This window comes from Rhodococcus sp. 14-2483-1-1 (genome assembly GCF_002259335.1).
Lineage (GTDB): Bacteria > Actinomycetota > Actinomycetes > Mycobacteriales > Mycobacteriaceae > Rhodococcoides.
Genome location: NZ_NPFX01000013.1, coordinates 1 through 18104, shown reverse-complemented (window position 1 = coordinate 18104; position 18104 = coordinate 1). Strand labels below are relative to the sequence as shown.

General features: G+C 64.6%; 14 protein-coding genes. 9 read left to right on the top strand and 5 right to left on the bottom strand.

The window, feature by feature from the left end:
- Positions 1–37: 37 nt before the first annotated feature.
- On the bottom strand, positions 38–1429 hold the full coding sequence (locus CH294_RS11025; protein ID WP_037153084.1) for an SLC13 family permease: 1392 nt from the start codon (positions 1427–1429) through the stop codon (positions 38–40).
- Between the two features lie 136 nt (positions 1430–1565).
- On the opposite strand from CH294_RS11025, the gene CH294_RS11020 reads away from it, so the two are divergent.
- Positions 1566–2501: a LysR family transcriptional regulator gene (locus tag CH294_RS11020; RefSeq protein WP_037153086.1), complete on the top strand. Its 936-nt coding sequence runs from the start codon at positions 1566–1568 to the stop codon at positions 2499–2501.
- Here CH294_RS11020 and CH294_RS11015 read toward each other — a convergent pair.
- Positions 2485–3156 (bottom strand): GntR family transcriptional regulator, encoded by a 672-nt coding sequence (locus CH294_RS11015; protein WP_032405075.1) that lies wholly within the window; start codon positions 3154–3156, stop codon positions 2485–2487. The genes CH294_RS11020 and CH294_RS11015 overlap by 17 nt on opposite strands.
- Before the next feature lie 166 nt (positions 3157–3322).
- Between CH294_RS11015 and glyA the strand changes: the two genes are divergently transcribed.
- From glyA to CH294_RS10975, 8 genes are all read left to right on the top strand, one after another.
- Positions 3323–4603 carry a serine hydroxymethyltransferase gene (glyA, locus tag CH294_RS11010; RefSeq protein ID WP_094737949.1) on the top strand — a complete coding sequence of 427 codons (1281 nt, stop codon included), beginning with the start codon at positions 3323–3325 and terminating at the stop codon, positions 4601–4603.
- The gene (locus CH294_RS11005; RefSeq protein ID WP_032367894.1) at positions 4600–5838 is read left to right on the top strand and encodes a sarcosine oxidase subunit beta family protein; all 1239 of its coding nucleotides are present in this window, start codon (positions 4600–4602) and stop codon (positions 5836–5838) included. The genes glyA and CH294_RS11005 overlap by 4 nt, the downstream gene beginning before the upstream one ends.
- A gap of 51 nt (positions 5839–5889) precedes the next feature.
- Positions 5890–6168 carry a sarcosine oxidase subunit delta gene (locus CH294_RS11000; protein WP_027494732.1) on the top strand — a complete coding sequence of 93 codons (279 nt, stop codon included), beginning with the start codon at positions 5890–5892 and terminating at the stop codon, positions 6166–6168.
- The gene (locus tag CH294_RS10995) at positions 6165–9008 is read left to right on the top strand and encodes a 2Fe-2S iron-sulfur cluster-binding protein (protein WP_094737948.1); all 2844 of its coding nucleotides are present in this window, start codon (positions 6165–6167) and stop codon (positions 9006–9008) included. Before CH294_RS11000 ends, CH294_RS10995 begins: the two co-directional genes overlap by 4 nt.
- The gene (locus tag CH294_RS10990; RefSeq protein WP_094737947.1) at positions 9001–9579 is read left to right on the top strand and encodes a sarcosine oxidase subunit gamma family protein; all 579 of its coding nucleotides are present in this window, start codon (positions 9001–9003) and stop codon (positions 9577–9579) included. Before CH294_RS10995 ends, CH294_RS10990 begins: the two co-directional genes overlap by 8 nt.
- A gap of 93 nt (positions 9580–9672) precedes the next feature.
- Positions 9673–10530: a dihydropteroate synthase gene (gene folP / locus CH294_RS10985; RefSeq protein WP_094737985.1), complete on the top strand. Its 858-nt coding sequence runs from the start codon at positions 9673–9675 to the stop codon at positions 10528–10530.
- The gene (locus CH294_RS10980; protein WP_037153099.1) at positions 10527–10937 is read left to right on the top strand and encodes a glycine cleavage system protein H; all 411 of its coding nucleotides are present in this window, start codon (positions 10527–10529) and stop codon (positions 10935–10937) included. The genes folP and CH294_RS10980 overlap by 4 nt, the downstream gene beginning before the upstream one ends.
- A complete protein-coding gene (locus CH294_RS10975) occupies positions 10934–12316 on the top strand; it encodes an L-serine ammonia-lyase (protein ID WP_094737946.1) in 1383 nt (460 codons plus the stop codon). The genes CH294_RS10980 and CH294_RS10975 overlap by 4 nt, the downstream gene beginning before the upstream one ends.
- A gap of 166 nt (positions 12317–12482) precedes the next feature.
- Here CH294_RS10975 and purU read toward each other — a convergent pair whose 3' ends face one another.
- The 3 genes from purU to CH294_RS10960 form a co-directional block, all read right to left on the bottom strand.
- Positions 12483–13331: a formyltetrahydrofolate deformylase gene (gene purU, locus CH294_RS10970; protein ID WP_094737945.1), complete on the bottom strand. Its 849-nt coding sequence runs from the start codon at positions 13329–13331 to the stop codon at positions 12483–12485.
- Positions 13332–13356: 25 nt separating this feature from the next.
- Entirely contained in the window at positions 13357–15822 is a 2466-nt protein-coding gene (locus CH294_RS10965; RefSeq protein WP_094737944.1) for an FAD-dependent oxidoreductase, read from the bottom strand.
- Between the two features lie 177 nt (positions 15823–15999).
- Positions 16000–17511 (bottom strand): BCCT family transporter, encoded by a 1512-nt coding sequence (locus tag CH294_RS10960; RefSeq protein ID WP_170944692.1) that lies wholly within the window; start codon positions 17509–17511, stop codon positions 16000–16002.
- Positions 17512–18104: the final 593 nt, after the last annotated feature.

Below are 18104 nucleotides of genomic sequence, written 5' to 3'. Positions count from 1 at the left end.
TTCATGTCGTGCAGCAGCGCTTAACGCGTGTGCTCGGTCAGAACAGGGCAGGAACGACGACCAGGATCAACCAGCACAGGGCGGGCGCGACGGCCACGACGACTCCCGCATTGAGCAGCAGCTGACGGTAGAAGCGCGGGCGCTCGATGTTCTGTGCGTTGGCCAGCACGAGCGCACCGTTGGTCGAGAACGGCGAGACGTCGACGACGGTGGCCGAGATGGCGAGGGCAGCGACGACGCCGACGACCGGCAGTGCACCGGTACCCAGCAGCGGCATGGCCAGCGGGATGACGGCGGCCAGCAGCGCAGTGGAGGACGCGAACGCCGAAGTGATGCCGATGACGTAGCAGAGCACGATGGCCACGATGATCGGCGCGCCGATGGTGATCGCCATTTCGGCGAGATGATCGATGGTGCCGACTTCCTGCAGGATCGAGATGTAGGTGACCATGCCTGCAACCAGCAGAACCGTCGACCAGCTGATGTCTGCGATGGCTTCGTTCTGCTTCTTCAGATCCGTGAACGCCAGGACTGCTCCGGCTCCGATGGCGATGAAGCTGATCGGCAGGTGCAGGACGAGAACGAGCACCAGGAGTGCGCCGATGAGGAACAGCGTGAGCTTCTGTACGAACGTGACCGGGGCCGGCGCGTCGACCAGCGTGGTTGTTTTCGGACGAGTGAGCACCGCAGTGCTGCCGCCCGCTGAGCTGCCGCCGCCGGTACCGCCGCCGGTGGGGACGGACGTCTTGACCGGTGATCCGCCCACCGGGCCACTGCCGGGCGCGGGGTCGGTGGAGCCGGTTGCGGTGTACTCGAAGCCCTTCATGCGGGCCAGTGCTGCGTAGCCGACGACCGTCAAGACCGAGAGCAGCAGGTTGATGCCGTAGCTGGCGAAGAACAGCGTCCACGGGCTGAGCGCGAGGCCGTTGTTCTCGACGATGTCACGAACCAGAACGCCGGAAACGGAAATCGGGGAGAACGCTCCTGCGTGGGCACCGTTGATCACCATGATGCCCATGACCAGCGGGCTCATGCCGGTTCGCGCTGCGAACGCCATGGCTGCAGGCACGATCAATGCGACCGCGGCGGGGCTGAAGGTGCCCAGCGCCGTCAAGACCGAAGCGACGAAGAAGAACACCCACGGAACTACTGTCACTCGGCCGTGTACCGCTCGGATGCAGCTGTTCACCAGCAGATCGATAGTGCCGTTACGTTTGGCCATACCGAAGAAGTAGGTGACGCCGACGATGGTCAACACTATCGAGCTGGGGAACTCGTTCAGGATTTCCTTGTCGTCGAATCCCAGTGCGAAGTACCCGACCACAAAGGCACCGATGAAGCCCAGGATGCCGATGTTGATCGGAAAGAAGGTTGCGATCACGAACATCGCAACCAGTGCGATGAGCGGGAGGATCTCGATGGAAGTCATGGGCGTCTTTCAGGTGGTGGTAAGTGCTCGGTTACATCCGCACTCGAACGTTGTCCCTGTCACATTATTGACGCCTGGCTTTTAGGACAATATCGTTTTGCTACCTAGTCGTTTAGCTGAGCTGAAAGATATCCGCATGAACCACACGTTCGACGTCGTGACGTTGTTCCTTCTGCTGGACATCGCCGAGGCCGGCTCGCTGACCGCAGGTGCCGAGCGGGCGAACATGACCCCATCCGCGGCGTCTCAGCGCATCAGCAAACTCGAACACGGCATCAAACAGCCGGTACTGACCCGCCTGCCACGCGGTGTACAGCTCACCGAAGCCGGCGAAATTCTCACCAGCCGCGCCCGCCTGTTCAGACGGGAGATGCGAGCGGCGAGCGGCGACCTCGAAGCAATCCGTGGGCTGGAACGCGGTTCGGTTCGGCTCGGCTCGTTTCCCACCGTCAGTGCGTCGCTGCTCTCCGACGCGTTGAAGGACTATCACTCGCGATGGCCCGATGTCGACGTTCGGGTTCGTTCGGCGGTGCGCCCACAGTTGCTCGACATGCTGCATTCGAGCGAAATCGACTTGGCGCTGCTGTGGAGCTATGCCTGGACGGAGGAGGCCGAACGATCGCTGTCACTCGAGCCACTGATGGAAGACCAGACCGTGCTGCTGCTGCCGATCGACGACGATCGACTGGAGCACGACGTGTCGCTGCACGATCTCGAAAGCGCGCGGTGGATCATCCGCAGCAACGACCACCCTGCTGCCGAAGTTCTGTATCGCAGTTGTCGCGTAGCAGGATTCGAGCCCGACGTCGTGTACGAGGCCCACGACTACCAGGAGATCGAGGCCATGGTGGCCGCAGGCGTCGGCATCGCGATGGTTCCTCGTTTGTCGGTGGTGCATCACCGACCGGACGTGACCGCGGTCGCCTTCCCGGAATCGGATCGGGTTCCCACCCGCGTCATCTACATCGCGTCACTCGCTCGGCGTCAGTACACCCCGGCGATGTACGCGATCTCGACCGCATTGAGAGGTGCCGCCGAGCGAATTGCGGCTGCTACTACAGCAACTCCCTGATTGCGTTCTCGAACCCGGTGACGTGTTCGAGGGTCAGTTCCGCCGCCGTGTCGGCATCACCGTCGATGATGGCCTGCAGCAGCACGACGTGTTCACGAACATGGCCGGCGACGTTCGGCAGTCGGTCGAGGAACAGGCACCAGATGCGGGTGGCATGTGCGTCGAGGCTGACCAGGATGTCTTCGAGGTGGGGATTTCCCGACGCCCGATAGATTTCCCGATGCACTGCAACATCTTTGCGCAGCACCTCGCGTGAATCGTCGGTGTCGTCGATGCTCGCAATGGAGGCCGCGAGTTCCGCCAGCCGGTCTCGCGCTGCCCGCGTGGCCGTGCGTGCCGCACGCGCCGAGGCCGCAGGCTCGAGCTGCTTACGAATCTCCGAGATGTTGGCCAGGTCGGTCATGTCGACGGCGGTCGCGAAGGTTCCACGGCGGGGGTACGCAACAACGAGTCGCTCGCGCTCCAGTCGTTTGAGGCCCTCACGAATGGGTGTGCGCCCCAGCCCCAACTGCTCGGCCAGACGGTCGTCGTTGATGGGTTCGCCCGGACGGATTTCCAGCATGATCAGCTGTTCACGCACTATTTCGTACGCTCGATCGGCGTTGGTACCGACGGACTGCGCTGCATCGATCACCGGTGGAATTCCGATTGTCATCTTCTCTGCTCACTCCCGGTCGATGCCCCGCCCTTGACGGCTCTGCGTTGTGATCTTACTCTATTGGCATCTTGATATATCAGTTCCAGATCATTGATCTTCCAGAAGGGCGGCCATCTTGACGCAGGACTTCGCACCGACGGCGACGGAACCGCACCCGAGAGGCGTGACGAACCGCGTACTCGCCGATCTCGATCCAGAGGTGCACCGCGCGATCAGTGCCGAGCTCGGCCGTCAGCAGAACACGCTCGAGATGATCGCGAGCGAGAACTTCGCTCCACTGGCCGTGATGCAGGCACAAGGTTCGGTTCTGACGAACAAGTACGCCGAGGGTTACCCCGGCAGGCGTTACTACGGCGGTTGCGAAAACGTCGATGTCATCGAGCAACTCGCCATCGACCGGCTCAACGCCCTGTTCGGATCGACGTTCGCCAACGTGCAGCCGCACTCCGGTGCCCAGGCCAACGCCGCTGCGATGGCAGCCCTTCTGCAGCCGGGCGATTCGATTCTCGGTCTCGCACTCGCCCACGGCGGACACCTCACGCACGGCATGAAGCTGAACTTCTCGGGCAAGCTGTACGACGTCTCGGCCTACCACGTCCGTGAGCACGACCATCTCGTCGACATGGAAGAGGTGGAGCGCCTCGCCCACGAGCACCGCCCCAAGCTGATCATGGCCGGATGGTCCGCCTACCCGCGTCACCTCGACTTCGCCGAATTCCGGCGTATCGCAGACGATGTCGGTGCCTACCTGATGGTCGACATGGCGCACTTCGCCGGCCTGGTCGCCGCCGGCCTGCACCCGTCACCCGTACCACACGCGCACGTGGTCACCTCGACGACGCACAAGACACTGGGCGGCCCACGCGGTGGCGTGATCATCACCGACGATGCCGCTCTGGCGAAGAAGTTCAACTCGTCGGTCTTCCCCGGCCAGCAGGGCGGACCGCTAGAGCATGTCATCGCAGCCAAGGCAGTGTCCTTCAAACTCGCTGCCGAAGAGGACTTTCGGGAACGACAGCAGCGCACCCTCGACGGTGCGAAGATCCTGGCCGATCGACTGCTGACCGACGACGCAGCGGCCGCAGGCATCGACGTGGTCTCGGGCGGCACCGACGTCCATCTCGTTCTCGTGGATCTGCGCACGTCCGAACTGGACGGCAAGCAGGCCGAGGACAGACTGCATCACGTGGGAATCACCGTGAACCGCAACGCAGTTCCGTTCGATCCACGGCCACCCATGGTGAGCTCAGGCGTCCGCATCGGCACCCCGGCCCTCGCGACCCGCGGCCTGGACGCCACAGCGTTCGCCGAGGTCTCCGACGTCATCGCCCACGCATTGCGTCCCGACACCGACGACCGCGGACTCGATGCACTGCGAGTCCGGGTCGAATCCGTCGCCGCGCAGTTCCCCCTCTACCCCGACCTGACGGAAGGCTACCGATGACCGCCCCCGCAACCCCACCGGGCGCACATCTGCCCGATCACCCGGACTTTCTGTGGCGCAACCCCGAGCCGAAGAAGTCGTACGACGTCGTGATCATCGGCGGCGGCGGACACGGTCTTGCCACCGCGCACTACCTCGCCAAGAACCACGGCATCACCAATGTGGCTGTGCTGGAGAAGGGATGGCTCGCCGGCGGAAACATGGCGCGCAACACCACCCTGATCCGCTCGAACTACCTGTGGGACGAGAGCGCCCGCATCTACGAGCACTCCCTGAAGCTGTGGGAGGGACTCGCCGACGACCTCGACTACCCCATCCTGTTCAGCCAGCGCGGCGTCCTCAACCTCGCGCACAGTCTGCAGGACGTGCGTGACAGCGTGCGACGCGTCGAGGCCAACCGGCTCAACGGCATCGACGCTCAGTGGGTCGACCCCGACGAGGTCAAGAAGCTGTGCCCGATCGTCAACATCTCCAGCGACATTCGCTACCCGGTACTCGGTGCGACGTACCAGCCGCGTGCCGGCATCGCCAAGCACGACTACGTCGCCTGGGGATTTGCCCGACGCGCCGACGCAGCCGGTATCGACATCATCCAGAACTGCGAGGTCACCGGCTTCACCACCGACGGCAACCGCGTCACCGGGGTCAAGACCACGCGCGGCGACATCGCCACCGGCCAGGTCGCTCTGTGCGCGGCCGGGCACACCTCGACGTTGACGGACATGCTCGGCATCAAGACTCCGCTGCAGAGTCACCCACTGCAGGCCCTGGTCTCGGAGTTGCTCGAGCCGGTCCACCCCACGGTGGTCATGTCGAATGCCGTACACGTGTACGTCTCCCAAGCCCACAAGGGTGAACTGGTGATGGGCGCAGGCGTCGACTCCTACAACGGTTACGGCCAGCGCGGCGCGTTCCACATCATCGAACGGCAGATGGCAGCTGCGGTCGAGTTGTTCCCCGTCTTCGCTCGCGCGCATCTGCTGCGCACCTGGGCCGGCATCGTGGACGTGTGTCCCGATGCCTCCCCCATTGTCGGGCGCACGCCGTTCGACAACGTGTTCCTCAATTGTGGTTGGGGTACAGGCGGATTCAAGGCCACTCCCGGTGCCGGTTGGTGCCTGGCCGACACCATCGCCAACGACGAGGTGCACGAGTACATCGCGCCGTTCAGTCTGGACCGATTCGTCACCGGCGCGCTGGTGGACGAGCACGGTGCCGCAGGCGTGGCTCACTAGTTTCTCCGCCCCGACACACGCAGCACCCGAACGAGAAATCTTGGAGTGGCAATGCAATTGATCGAATGCCCGTGGTGCGGGAGTCGAGAAGAGACCGAGTTCCACTACGGCGGCCAGGCGCACATCGCCTACCCCGAGGATCCCTCGGCACTCACCGACGAACAGTGGGCGCACTTCGTGTTCTTCCGCGACAACCCCAAGGGGCTCTTCGCAGAACGGTGGAGTCACAGCGCAGGCTGTCGCCGTTGGTTCAACGCCGTGCGTGACACGGCCACCTACCGAATCCACAGTGTCTATCGCCTCGACGACCCGAAGCCGGTGAACCCATGACCGCATTCCGCACCGCCTCCGGCGGCCGCATCGACCGCACGAGCACCTTCGACTTCACGTTCGGCGGCTCGGCGCTGCAGGGACATCCCGGCGACACGCTGGCATCTGCGTTGCTCGCCAACGGCATTCATCAGGTGACCACCAGCATCAAGCTCGGCAGGCCCCGTGGATTCACCGCAGCATGGGCCGAGGACACCGGCGGACTCGTGCAGATCGAGGAGCCGTTCCCCGAGCCCATGCTGCTCGCCACCACGATCGAGCTGTACGACGGTCTGGTCGCTCGGGGCATCCCCGGACAGGGGCGTCTCGCCGAGATCTCCGACTCCGCCAAGTACGACGCCATGCACGCCCACGCCGATCTGTTGGTCGTCGGTGCCGGCCCGGCCGGTCTGACGGCCGCTCTGATCGCCGCCCGCAGTGGCGCTCGGGTGATCGTCGTCGACGATCAGAGCGAGTTCGGCGGTTCGCTCCTCGGCTCCGACGACGTCATCGACGGCCGGCCCGCACTGGACTGGGTGACCGACGCGGTGACCGAGTTGTCGACCTTCCCCGACGTGACATTACTGCGCCGCACCACCGCGTTCGGTTCCTACGACGACGGCTTCGTCCTCGCGCTCGAGCGCCGCACCGATCACCTGGGACTGGAAGCGCCTGCAGCACTGAGCCGTCAGCGCGTCTGGCGCATTCGATCGCGTCACATACTGGTGGCCACCGGTGCCCACGAACGTCCGGTCGTCTTCACCGACAACGACCGTCCCGGAATCATGCTGGCGCACAGCGCACGTACGTTCCTGCATCGCTACGGCGTCACGGTGGGCACCGAGGCCGTGGTCTTCACCACCAACGACAGTGCGTACAAGGCAGCCGTCGATCTGCACGACGCAGGGGTCCGCATCGCGAGCATCGTCGATGCTCGCGACAGTGCGCCCGAGTACTGGCTCGGCCTGTGCCGCGAGCGCGGCATCGAGGTGCGCACCGGGAGCGTCGTGTCCGGCACCCACGGCGACACCCGCGTCACCCATGCACTGGTGACCGGGGCCGACGGTTCCACCGAAGCTCTCGGTTGCGACGTACTGCTCGTCAGCGGTGGCTGGAACCCCGCGGTGCACCTGTTCAGCCAGGCCCGCGGAAAACTGCGCTACGACGGCGAACTCGGCGCATTCGTGCCCGCGGACGACGTCGAGGGCATCAGTGTCGCCGGCTCGGCCTCGGGGGTCTTCGATCTTGCCGGATGTCTACGCGACGGCGGCTCGGCCGCGGCAGGCGCGCTGACCCGTCTCGGCTTCGATGCTCCCGAAACCTCTCTTCCTGTGGTCGATTCCGTGCCCAGCAGCGAGTCTCCGGTGCTGTGGCGGGTGCGCGACGACGCAGGTGCCGACAGCCAGTTCGTCGACGTCCAGCGCGACGCGACGGTGGCCGATCTGGTCCGCGCCGTCGGTGCGGGCATGTCGTCGATGGAACACATCAAGCGCTACACCACGATCGGTACCGCGCACGATCAGGGCAAGACCTCCGGTGTGGTGTCCTCGGGCATCGTGGCGGAACTGCTCGACAAACCGGTGGAGAACCTGGGCACCACCACGTTCCGACCCCCGTACACGCCGGTGGCGTTCGCGGCGTTGGCCGGACGCAATCGCGGCATGGCGTTCGACCCGGAACGGGTTACCGCAGTTCATGATTGGCACGTCGAACGCGGTGCCGTCTTCGAGGACGTCGGGCAGTGGAAGCGGCCCCGCTACTACCCACTTCCCGGTGAAGAGATGCACGACGCCGTGCTCCGCGAGTGTGCGGCCGTGCGTTCGGGCGTCGGCATGCTCGACGGTTCGACTCTCGGCAAGATCGACGTGCAGGGCCCCGATGCGGGTGTGGTGCTGGACATGTTCTACACGAACATGATGAGCACGTTGAAGGTCGGCATGGTGCGGTACGGCGTGATGTGCGGTGCCGACGGCATGGTGATCGACGACGGCACCGTGATGCGTCTGGCGGACGACCGATTCCAGGTGTTCACCACCACCGGCGGCGCAGCAGGGATGCTCGACTGGATGGAGGAGTGGCTGCAGACCGAGTGGCCGCACCTCGCGGTTCGGCTGACGTCGGTGACCGAGCAGTGGGCCACGTTCCCCGTCGTCGGACCGCGATCTCGCGATCTCGTCGGCGAGATCTTTCCCGAACTGGACGTCGCCAACGAGTCGTTCCCGTTCATGGCCTGGCGAGATGCCTCGATCGACGGTGTGCCGGTACGCGTGGCGCGCATCAGCTTTTCCGGTGAACTCGCCTTCGAGGTGAACATCGATTCCTGGCACGCCCACGCACTGTGGTCGCGGCTGATCGACGCGGGCGAGAAATACCACATCACCCCGTACGGCACCGAGACCATGCACGTGCTGCGCGCCGAGAAGGGCTACCCGATCGTCGGCCACGACACCGACGGCACCGTCACCCCGCAGGACCTGGGCATGAGCTGGGCGGTGTCGAAGAAGAAGCTCGACTTCATCGGGAAGCGCTCGTTCGACCGCGCCGAGAACCGAAACCCGTTGCGCAAGCAGTTCGTCGGCCTCCTGCCGGTCGACCGGGAGACCGTCCTCCCGGAGGGCTCGCAGATCATCGAGCATTCCGACAGCGGCGTCCTACCCGAACTTCCGGTGCCGATGCTCGGCCACGTCACGTCCAGTTACGCCAGCGCAGAATTGGGCCGCCCGTTCGGGTTGGCCCTGCTCGAGGCCGGACGTGACCGACTCGGCGACATCCTGCACGTCCCGGTGGGCGACACCCTGATCGCCGTGGAAGTCACCGGCTCCGTACTCGTCGATCCGGAAGGTAACCGCCGTGATGGCTGACCGACTCGCCACCAGAAGCCCACTCGCACAGACAGTCCTGCCGGACTCGCCTGCTGTCCGCATCGTGGAGGAACCGTTCCTCGCCGGGATCGACCTGTGGGTCGACCCGAGCGGACCGGGCGGGGCCGCTGCCTCGGCCGAGCTCGGCACCGAACTCCCCGGCCCCGGCCGCGTCGCCGAAGGAACGAACACCACCGCCATCTGGCTCGGTCCCGAGGAGTGGCTGGTGATCGGAGCCGGCATCGACCCGGTCGACCTGGAACACCGTCTCGGTTCGGCCGTTCGCGCGCACCGGGGCGCGGCAACCGACGTGTCCGCTCAGCGAACCAGTCTGCGGCTGAGCGGTTCTCGGGCCCGCGATGTCTTGGCGAAGGGATGCTCGATCGATCTGCATCCCGGCATTTTCCCGGCGGGATCGACGGTCCAGACGATGCTGGCGATGGCAGGCATGATCCTGATTGCCTGTGACGACACGGGAACGGACTACCGCATCCTCGTGCGCTCGTCGTTCGCACGCTATCTCGCAACCTGGTTGATCGACGCGGCCGAGGAATACACCGACGTCGGCTGATTCGGACTTCTGAACCCCGCGCGACAGAAAAAGGTGATCGCAGTGCTCACGACCGTTTCCACAGCAACACGGGCAGCCGATGCCCGCGACCGACTGCTGACTCGACTGACCACCTCACATCCCGTGGTCTGTGGGATCGTCAACGTGACTCCGGATTCGTTCTCCGACGGAGGGCTGTTTCTGGACTCGGATCGTGCTGTGGCCCACGCACTGTCGCTGGTCGACGACGGAGCCGAGCTGCTCGACATCGGCGGTGAGTCGACCCGGCCCGGGGCAACCCCACCCACCGTCCGGGAGGAGATCGCCCGAGTCGTCCCGGTGATCGACGCACTGTCCAGGCGTACGTCGACACCGCTGTCGGTAGATACCTCACGCCCCGAGGTGATGCGGGAAGCGGTGCGCGCCGGGGCGAGCGTCATCAACGACGTTCGTGCCCTTCGCCTTCCCGGTGCACTCGCCGCCGCAGCCGAGCTGGGCGCCGCCGTATGCCTGACGCACATGCAGGGCGAGCCGTCGACGATGCAGCATTCCCCTCGCTACGGCGACGTCACCGCGGAGGTGTGCGCGTTCCTCGACGAGCGGGCCGCCGAATGCATCCGGGCCGGAATACCGGCGCACCGCATTCTAGTGGATCCGGGGTTCGGATTCGGCAAGACCCTCGAGCACAATCTGCAGCTGCTCCAGGGACTTCGAGCTCTCACCTCGGCCGGACGGCCGATCATGGCGGGTATCTCCCGAAAGGGACTGATCGGTGCCATCACCGGCAGAGAGGTCGACGACCGGCTCGCCGGATCACTCACCGCCGCGATCATTGCGGCCCAGCACGGGGCGTCACTCCTCAGGGTTCACGACGTCGCCGCCACCATCGACGCACTGGCCGTGATGCGGGCACTGCGTTCACTCGACTCGATTCCAGGTCAATCCACGAAGAATGCCGAGGCCACCTCATGACTGCAGCCCTCTCCTCTGCCCGCCGACTCTTCAGCACCGAGCACGGCTGGATGGCCGTCGACCCGTTCGGCTCACCTGCTCAGACCCCCAGTCGAGTGGGCGTGACGCCGACGGCATTGGGCGGCGCGGCCGACATTCTCGGCGTCGACCTGCCGACGGTGCGTACGGTGCTCACCGCAGGCGATGCGTGCGGCACCATCCGCACGTCCACTGGGTCGGTCACGGTGTTCGCCCCGGCGAGCGGCATGGTCACGATCGTCAATCCCGCTGTGCGCGATGACCCGTCGATCGTGGCTGCAGACCCGCTCGGTGCCGGCTGGCTGTTCGCCGTCCTGACTCCCGCCGCCTCGTCGTTCGAGGACCTCACTACGCGCGAGCCCACCGACGCAGTTCGGGTGGACTCATGACGATCAGCGTGTTCGACCTCTTCTCCGTCGGAGTCGGACCCTCGAGTTCCCACACGGTCGGTCCGATGCGTGCGGCCGCTCGGTTCGTCGACGATCTGCGCACCATGTCCGCCTTCGAAGACGTTCGTGAGGTGGCCGTGGACCTGTACGGTTCGCTGGCCGCGACCGGAGCGGGACACGGCACCATGACCGCAGTGCTGCTCGGATTGGAAGGACTACTGCCCGAGACCATTTCCACCGAGGTGATGGAACAGCGGCAAGCGTCGATGGCGGCCACCGGGCGCATTCTGTTCGGCGGTGCCCGCGAGATCGACCTCGCGGTGGACGACATCGTGCTGCGCCCGCTGACGGTCTTGCCGTTCCACCCCAACGGGATGAAACTGACTGCTCGCGCGCCGGATTCGACCGAACTGCACACCGAGACCTACTTCTCGGTCGGCGGCGGCTTCGTGGTGACGGAGGCCGAAAGCGTCGAGGCCGTCGCGCCGGTCGCCTCCGCGAACGGATTCGCGTCGGCCAAGGAACTGCTCCAGCTCTGTGAACGACGACGCTGCAGCATCAGTGACGTCATGACCGAGGTCGAGCTCGAACGCCGCACGCTCGACGAGATACGAGATGGGCTGCTGCACATCCGAGACGTCATGGTCGAGTGCGAGGTTCGCGGCATCTCCCGCGACGGCTATCTCCCGGGCGCACTCGAAGTGCGACGCCGAGCGAGGGACTGGTTCCTGCGACTCGACGCCGAGGATCCGCACCGCTCGAGCGAATTCGCCGAGGACTGGGTCAATCTCGTCGCGCTCGCGGTCAACGAGGAGAACGCGTCGGGCGGGCGAATCGTGACAGCCCCCACCAACGGCGCGGCCGGCATCATCCCGGCCGTGCTGCACTACGCCACTCGCTACACCGCCAACGGGGTCGCCGATCCCGATGGCAGCACAGTGCGCTTTCTGCTCACCGCCGGCGCGATCGGGTCGCTGTACAAGGAGATGGCGTCGATCTCCGGTGCCGAAGTGGGCTGCCAGGGTGAGGTGGGTTCGGCTGCGTCGATGGCCGCAGCCGGCCTGGCCGAGGTACTGGGCGGCACACCCGAACAGGTGGAGAACGCCGCCGAGATCGCCATGGAACACAGCCTCGGTCTCACGTGCGACCCCATCGGCGGGCTGGTTCAGATTCCGTGTATCGAACGCAACGCGATCTCCGCCGGTAAGGCGATCAATGCAGCTCGTATGGCGTTGCGCGGTAACGGTACTCATCGCGTCAGCCTGGACCAGGTGATCGAAACCATGCGCTCCACGGGGGCAGACATGCACTCGAAATACAAGGAGACCTCCAGCGGTGGACTCGCGATCAACGTGCCGGTCAACTTCGTGGAGTGCTAGAGCGTGGAGTGCTAGACCCCGGGGACCTCACACCCCTTTTCGAGGGTGCGCGCCGATTCTCTACAGAGGGAACCAGCGCGCACTCGGCAGAAAGGGTGTGAGGTTCGCCCTCTTCACATGCGAGGGGCCCGTACCGATTCGGTACGGGCCCCTCGTGTGTGTCGGCTCAGCTGAAGATGACCGTCCGGTGTCCGTGCAACAGGACGCGATTCTCACAGTGCCAGCGGACTGCCCGCGAGAGTGCGAGTGCCTCGGCGTCCTGTCCGACGGTGGCCAGACGAGACGGGTCGTGAGTGTGGTCGATGCGAATGACCTGTTGCTCGATGATCGGGCCCTCGTCGAGATCGGGTGTGACGTAGTGCGCCGTCGCACCGACCTGCTTGACGCCCCGGTCGAAGGCCTGGTGGTAGGGCTTCGCGCCCTTGAAGCCGGGCAGGAAGGAGTGGTGGATGTTGATTGCCTTGCCGTGCAACGCTCGACACGTCTCGTCGGAGAGCACCTGCATGTACCGGGCCAGCACCACCAGGTCCACCTCGTACTCGGCGACGAGGTCCAGCAGACGCTGCTCGGCCTCGGCCTTGGTGCCCGGGGTGACGGGAACGTGGACGAACGGCAGCCCGGCGGCCTCGGCCATCGGCCGCAGCACTTCGTGGTTGCTGACCACGGCCACCAGTTCTCCGCCGAGATTCTGTGAGCGCCACCGGAAGATGAGGTCGTTGAGGCAGTGCCCCATCTTGGAGACCATGACCAGCACGCGGGGCTGACTGCAGCCGTTGAAGGTGTACATCATCGAGAATCGATCGGCCACCTCCCGGAAGCTCTCGGTCAACTGTTCGATATCGGTGGTGCGGCTGGCCACGAACGACGTGCGAAGGAAGAACGAGCCGTCCGTCGAGTCGTCGAACTGCTGGTGTTCGGCGATGTCGCAGTCGTTGTCGAAGAGGAACGCACTGACGGCCCGCACGATGCCCGGCCGCTGTCCGCAGCTGAGCGTGAGGGTGAAGTTCTCGGTCATCGAATCTCCTGGTACTGGTGGGTCGTCAGCTGCGGATCTTGGCCATCTCGGGGTCGACGAGAGGCTCGGCCACGACGGTGGCGGACACGAGCCGATCGAAGTATCGAATCTGTACTGCTGCACCGGGTTCTGCACTCCGCGCCGGCACCCAGGCGTAGGCGATCGGCGCACCGACGGTGTGCCCGAACGAGGCGCTGGTGACGTAACCGGCGGGTTCGCCGTCCACCAGGACGGGCTCGTGGCCGAGCACCACCGACGTGCCGTCGTCGATCTTCAGGCAGACCAACTTCTTCGAGACGGTGTCGTCGGACATCTCGAGGACGGCGTCGCGGCCGCGGAATTCACCCTTCTGCGGGCGCACCGCGAAGCCGAGGCCGGCCTCGTAGGGGTTGTGTTCGGTGGTCATGTCCGAACCCCACGACCGATAGCCCTTCTCCATGCGCAGACTGTTGAACGCAGCGCGCCCGCCTGCGATGATGCCGAACTCGGAACCGGCCTGCCACAACATGTCCCACAGTCGCTGACCGTAATCGGCAGTGGTGTACAGCTCCCACCCGAGCTCGCCCACGTACGACAGCCGCATCGCAGTGACGGGCACTCCCCCGATCCGAACCTGCTTGCAGCGGAAGTACTTGAAGTTCTCGTTGGAGAAGTCGTCCTGAGTCAGCTTCTCGACGACCTCGCGGGCGTGCGGACCCCACAGACCGATGCAGCAGGTGGAGCCGGTGATGTCGTCGACGGTGACGCTACCGTCGCTCGGCGCTTCGCGGCGCAGGTAGTCGAAGTCGAGATTGCCGTTGGCACCGACCTGGAATTCGTCGGCCGACAACCGCGCAACAGTGAGATCGCTCCGCACGCCGCCCTTCTCGTCGAGCGCAAGGGTGTACGTGACGGCCCCGACGGTCTTGTCCATCTTGCCGGACGTCAATCCTTCGAGCAGGGCCAGCGCACCGGGGCCGCGCACACGCAGCCGCTTGAGCGGGGTCATGTCGTACATGGCGACGGACGTGCGGGTCTTCCACGCCTCGGCCGCGGCGATGGGCGAATGGAACATCGATGCCCACTCGTCCCGCTTCGGCGGCTGCCACTCGGCGGGAAGCTGTTGCACCAGATCGGCATTGGACTCGTACCAGTGGGGGCGTTCCCACCCGCCGCCTTCGAGGAACACGGCACCGAGTTGATGCTGCCGCGCGTTGAAGGGACTGACCCGAACATCACGCGGGGACAACCGCGGCTGCGAGGGATGCAGGACGTCGTAGATCTCGACGAAGTTCTGCTGCGAGGTTTCGCTGACGTACGCGGGATCGAGTTGGAAGTCCTCGAAGCGGTTGACGTCGCATCCGTGCAGTTCCACCTCGGAGCGTCCGTCGACCAGCAACTGCGCGATGGCCCTGCCGACTCCGGCCGAGTGCGTGACCCATACGGCCTCGGCGATCCAGAATCCCTTGACGTCCGGGGACTCACCGAGCAGCGGTCCGCCATCCGGCGTGAACGAGAAGACTCCGTTGAAGCCGTGGTCGATCTTGGCGGTCTCGAGGCACGGTAGCAGCAGCTTGGACTGCTCCCACGACGGGGCGAAATCCTCCTGAGTGAAGTCGAGCATGGACGGCATCGCCTCGTCGGACACACCGTCTCCGCCGGGCAGGGTCTTGGTGTCGACAGGCATCGGGCGGTGGGCGTAGCTGCCGATTCCGAGACGGTCGACGTGCTCGCGGAAGTACAGATCCTGATCCTGATGGCGGAGAATGGGGAAGCCTGCCTCGGCCGCTTCGGTGTTGCGTCCCACCAGTTCCGGGATCTGGTCGGTCTTGGCGTACTGGTGCGCCAGAGGCAGCAGCGGAACCTTCATGCCGACCAGTTCGCCCACATCGGGTCCCCAGAAGCCGGCGCACGACACCACGATGTCGGCTTCGATCACGCCCTGATCGGTTGCCACACCGGTGACTCGTCCACCCGTCTGTTCGATACCGATGACCTTCGTGGAACCGCGGAAGACGGCTCCACGCGATTCTGCGCGTCGGGTCAGTGCCACGACGGCGCGGGACGCTTTGGCGAGTCCGTCCGTCTCGACGTACAGACCGCCGAGAACACGCGAACGATCCAGCAGCGGGTGCAGTTTGGCGCATTCGGACGGGTCGATGACCGACCCCTCGATTCCCCAGGACGTGGCCCAACCCTGCTTGCGGTGCAGGTCGGCCAGTCGCTCCTCGGTGGTTGCCACCTCGAGACCCCCGAGCTGGTTGAAACACCATTGCCCGTCCACTTCCAGGCCCATGAACTTCTCGACGGTGTACCGGGCGAGTTCGGTCATCGTCTTGGACGCATTGGTCTGGAACACCAGACCCGGTGCGTGCGAGGTGGATCCACCCGTGAGAGGGAGCGGCCCCTGATCGAGCACGGTGATGCGATCCCAACCGCGTGCGGTGAGCTCGTCGGCCACGTTGGTACCGACTATGCCGGCGCCGATGATGACAACTCTCGGTGAACCCATGGTGGTCCTTCCGTATCGGGGTGGAGAGATGGAGCTCGGCCGAGACGATCGACGGCCTGCACGACAACTAACCATAGATTGATATATCAAGAGTATGGGCAGGGATTGTTTCGGTCAACCCCCGAAATACCGATGGTGCGGGACACGTGTGTACGCGTCCCGCACCGACGGCTCACATCACTTGTCGGACTTCACTTTCGGCGGAGCCTTGGGGTTCTTGACGACGAACGGGTCGTTCGTGACGTCCTTGTAGAGCGAGACGCACGTACCGATCATCACCAACACGAACGGTGCCGCCACGATGATGGTCATCGTCTGCAACCCGTTGAGGGCGTCCGAACCTCCCGTCCACAGCATCAGGATCGCGATGCCACCGGTGACCACACCCCAGAAGGCGACGACCCCACGGGACGGATCCAGGGTGCCGCGTTGCGACAGGGTGCCCATCACGATCGAGGCGGCATCGGCCCCACTGACGAAGAAGATGCCGACCAACACCATCACCAGCACGGACGAGATGCCGGCCAACGGGAAGTGGTCGAGAACCGCGAACAACTGCGATTCCGGCTTACCGAGGGCCACCAGGTCTTCGGTTCCCTTCTGCTGCTCGCCGATTGCGGCTCCACCGAAGATCGAGAACCAGACCAAGCTCACCGACGTCGGGATGAGAATGACGCCGATGACGAACTGACGGATGGTGCGGCCACGACTGATGCGAGCGAGGAACATTCCGACGAAGGGGGTCCACGAGATCCACCACGCCCAGTAGAAGATCGTCCAGGACGAGAGCCAGGACTCGGTCTCGGGACCACCGGATGCAGCCGAACGCGCCGACATGCCGGCGATGTGCGCGGCATAGTCACCGAGGGTGGTGGGCAGCAGGTTCAGGATCAGCACCGTCGGCCCGAGAACGAACACGAACAACGCGAGCACGAGGGCCAGCACCATGTTGATGTTGGAGAGCCACTGAATTCCCTTGGAGATCCCCGACACTGCCGAGGCCACGAACGCGAGCGTCAGGATGGCGACGACGGCGACGAGCAGAAGCGTCCCCGCTTGGTTGACCCAGCCGAGAACCTCGATTCCCGAACCGATCTGGAGTGCACCGAGACCGAGGGACGCCGCGGTGCCGAACATCGTGGCGAAGATCGCCAGAATATCGATGACCTTGCCGATGGGGCCCTCGGCGTGACGACCGATCAGCGGAATGAACGAGGAGCTGATGAGCTGCTTGCGGTCCATCCGATACGTGCCGTAGGCGATGGACAATCCGACCACGGCGTACATCGACCACGGGTGCAATCCCCAGTGGAAGATGGCCGTCGAAAGCGCAGTTCCCACAGTCGAATCGGTGATTCCGGGCGGTGGGGTGACGAAGTGAGTGAGCGGCTCGGCCACTCCCCAGAAGATCAAGCCGATTCCCATGCCGGCGCTGAACATCATCGCGATCCAGCTGACAGTGTTGAATTCGGGCTTCTCGCCGTCTTTGCCGAGCGGAATCTTTCCGTATCGGCTGAGCGCGAGCCACAGCGCGAAGATCACGAACCCGGTGGCCGAGAAGATGAACAGCCAGCCGACGTTCGTCACCACCCAGTCCAGTACGGACGCGTTGACGGACTTCATGCTCTCGGTGCCGAGGATGCCCCACGTCAGAATCGCGATGACGATGGCGGCGGTGATACCGAACACCACCTTGTCGGTGCGCGGTTTGCCCTCCTCTCCGTGGTGATAGACCTCGAGGGGGCCGTACTGATGAGGGGCATGTTCTTCGGGTGACGCGACCCGAGTCTTGTCGCCCCGGGGTTTGCTGTTCGTTGTCACATCGTTCTCCCTCCGGCTCTCGCCGAATAGGTATGTCGCCCGTGCACGCAGCGTGGATGGTCGGATAGATGCGCGACGCGTTGCTCTCTGCGCAACTTCGATTTGCTTGAACTCGAACAAGACTGAGCCGACCCGAGGGCTATGTCAAGAGATGGCACGGCGCATCGATGCATTCGACACGCTAATTCTTTACCGAACATGGGCTCTTACCTGGGAACACTCAAGTGAACGCGCGACACCCGAACCGAATTCGATACTCGCATTTAACATTCGATACTGTCCGGTAACTGATATATTAACTTGATTCCAACACCTGTAGCGACGTCGAACGCCGCTGCTCAACTACTCCCAGGAGCATCCACCATGCCGCAGCAGGTCCGCGCCGTCGTCGCCAAGAGCAAGGGCGCACCCGTCTCCATCGAGACGATCACCATCCCCGATCCCGGCCCCAACGAGGTCGT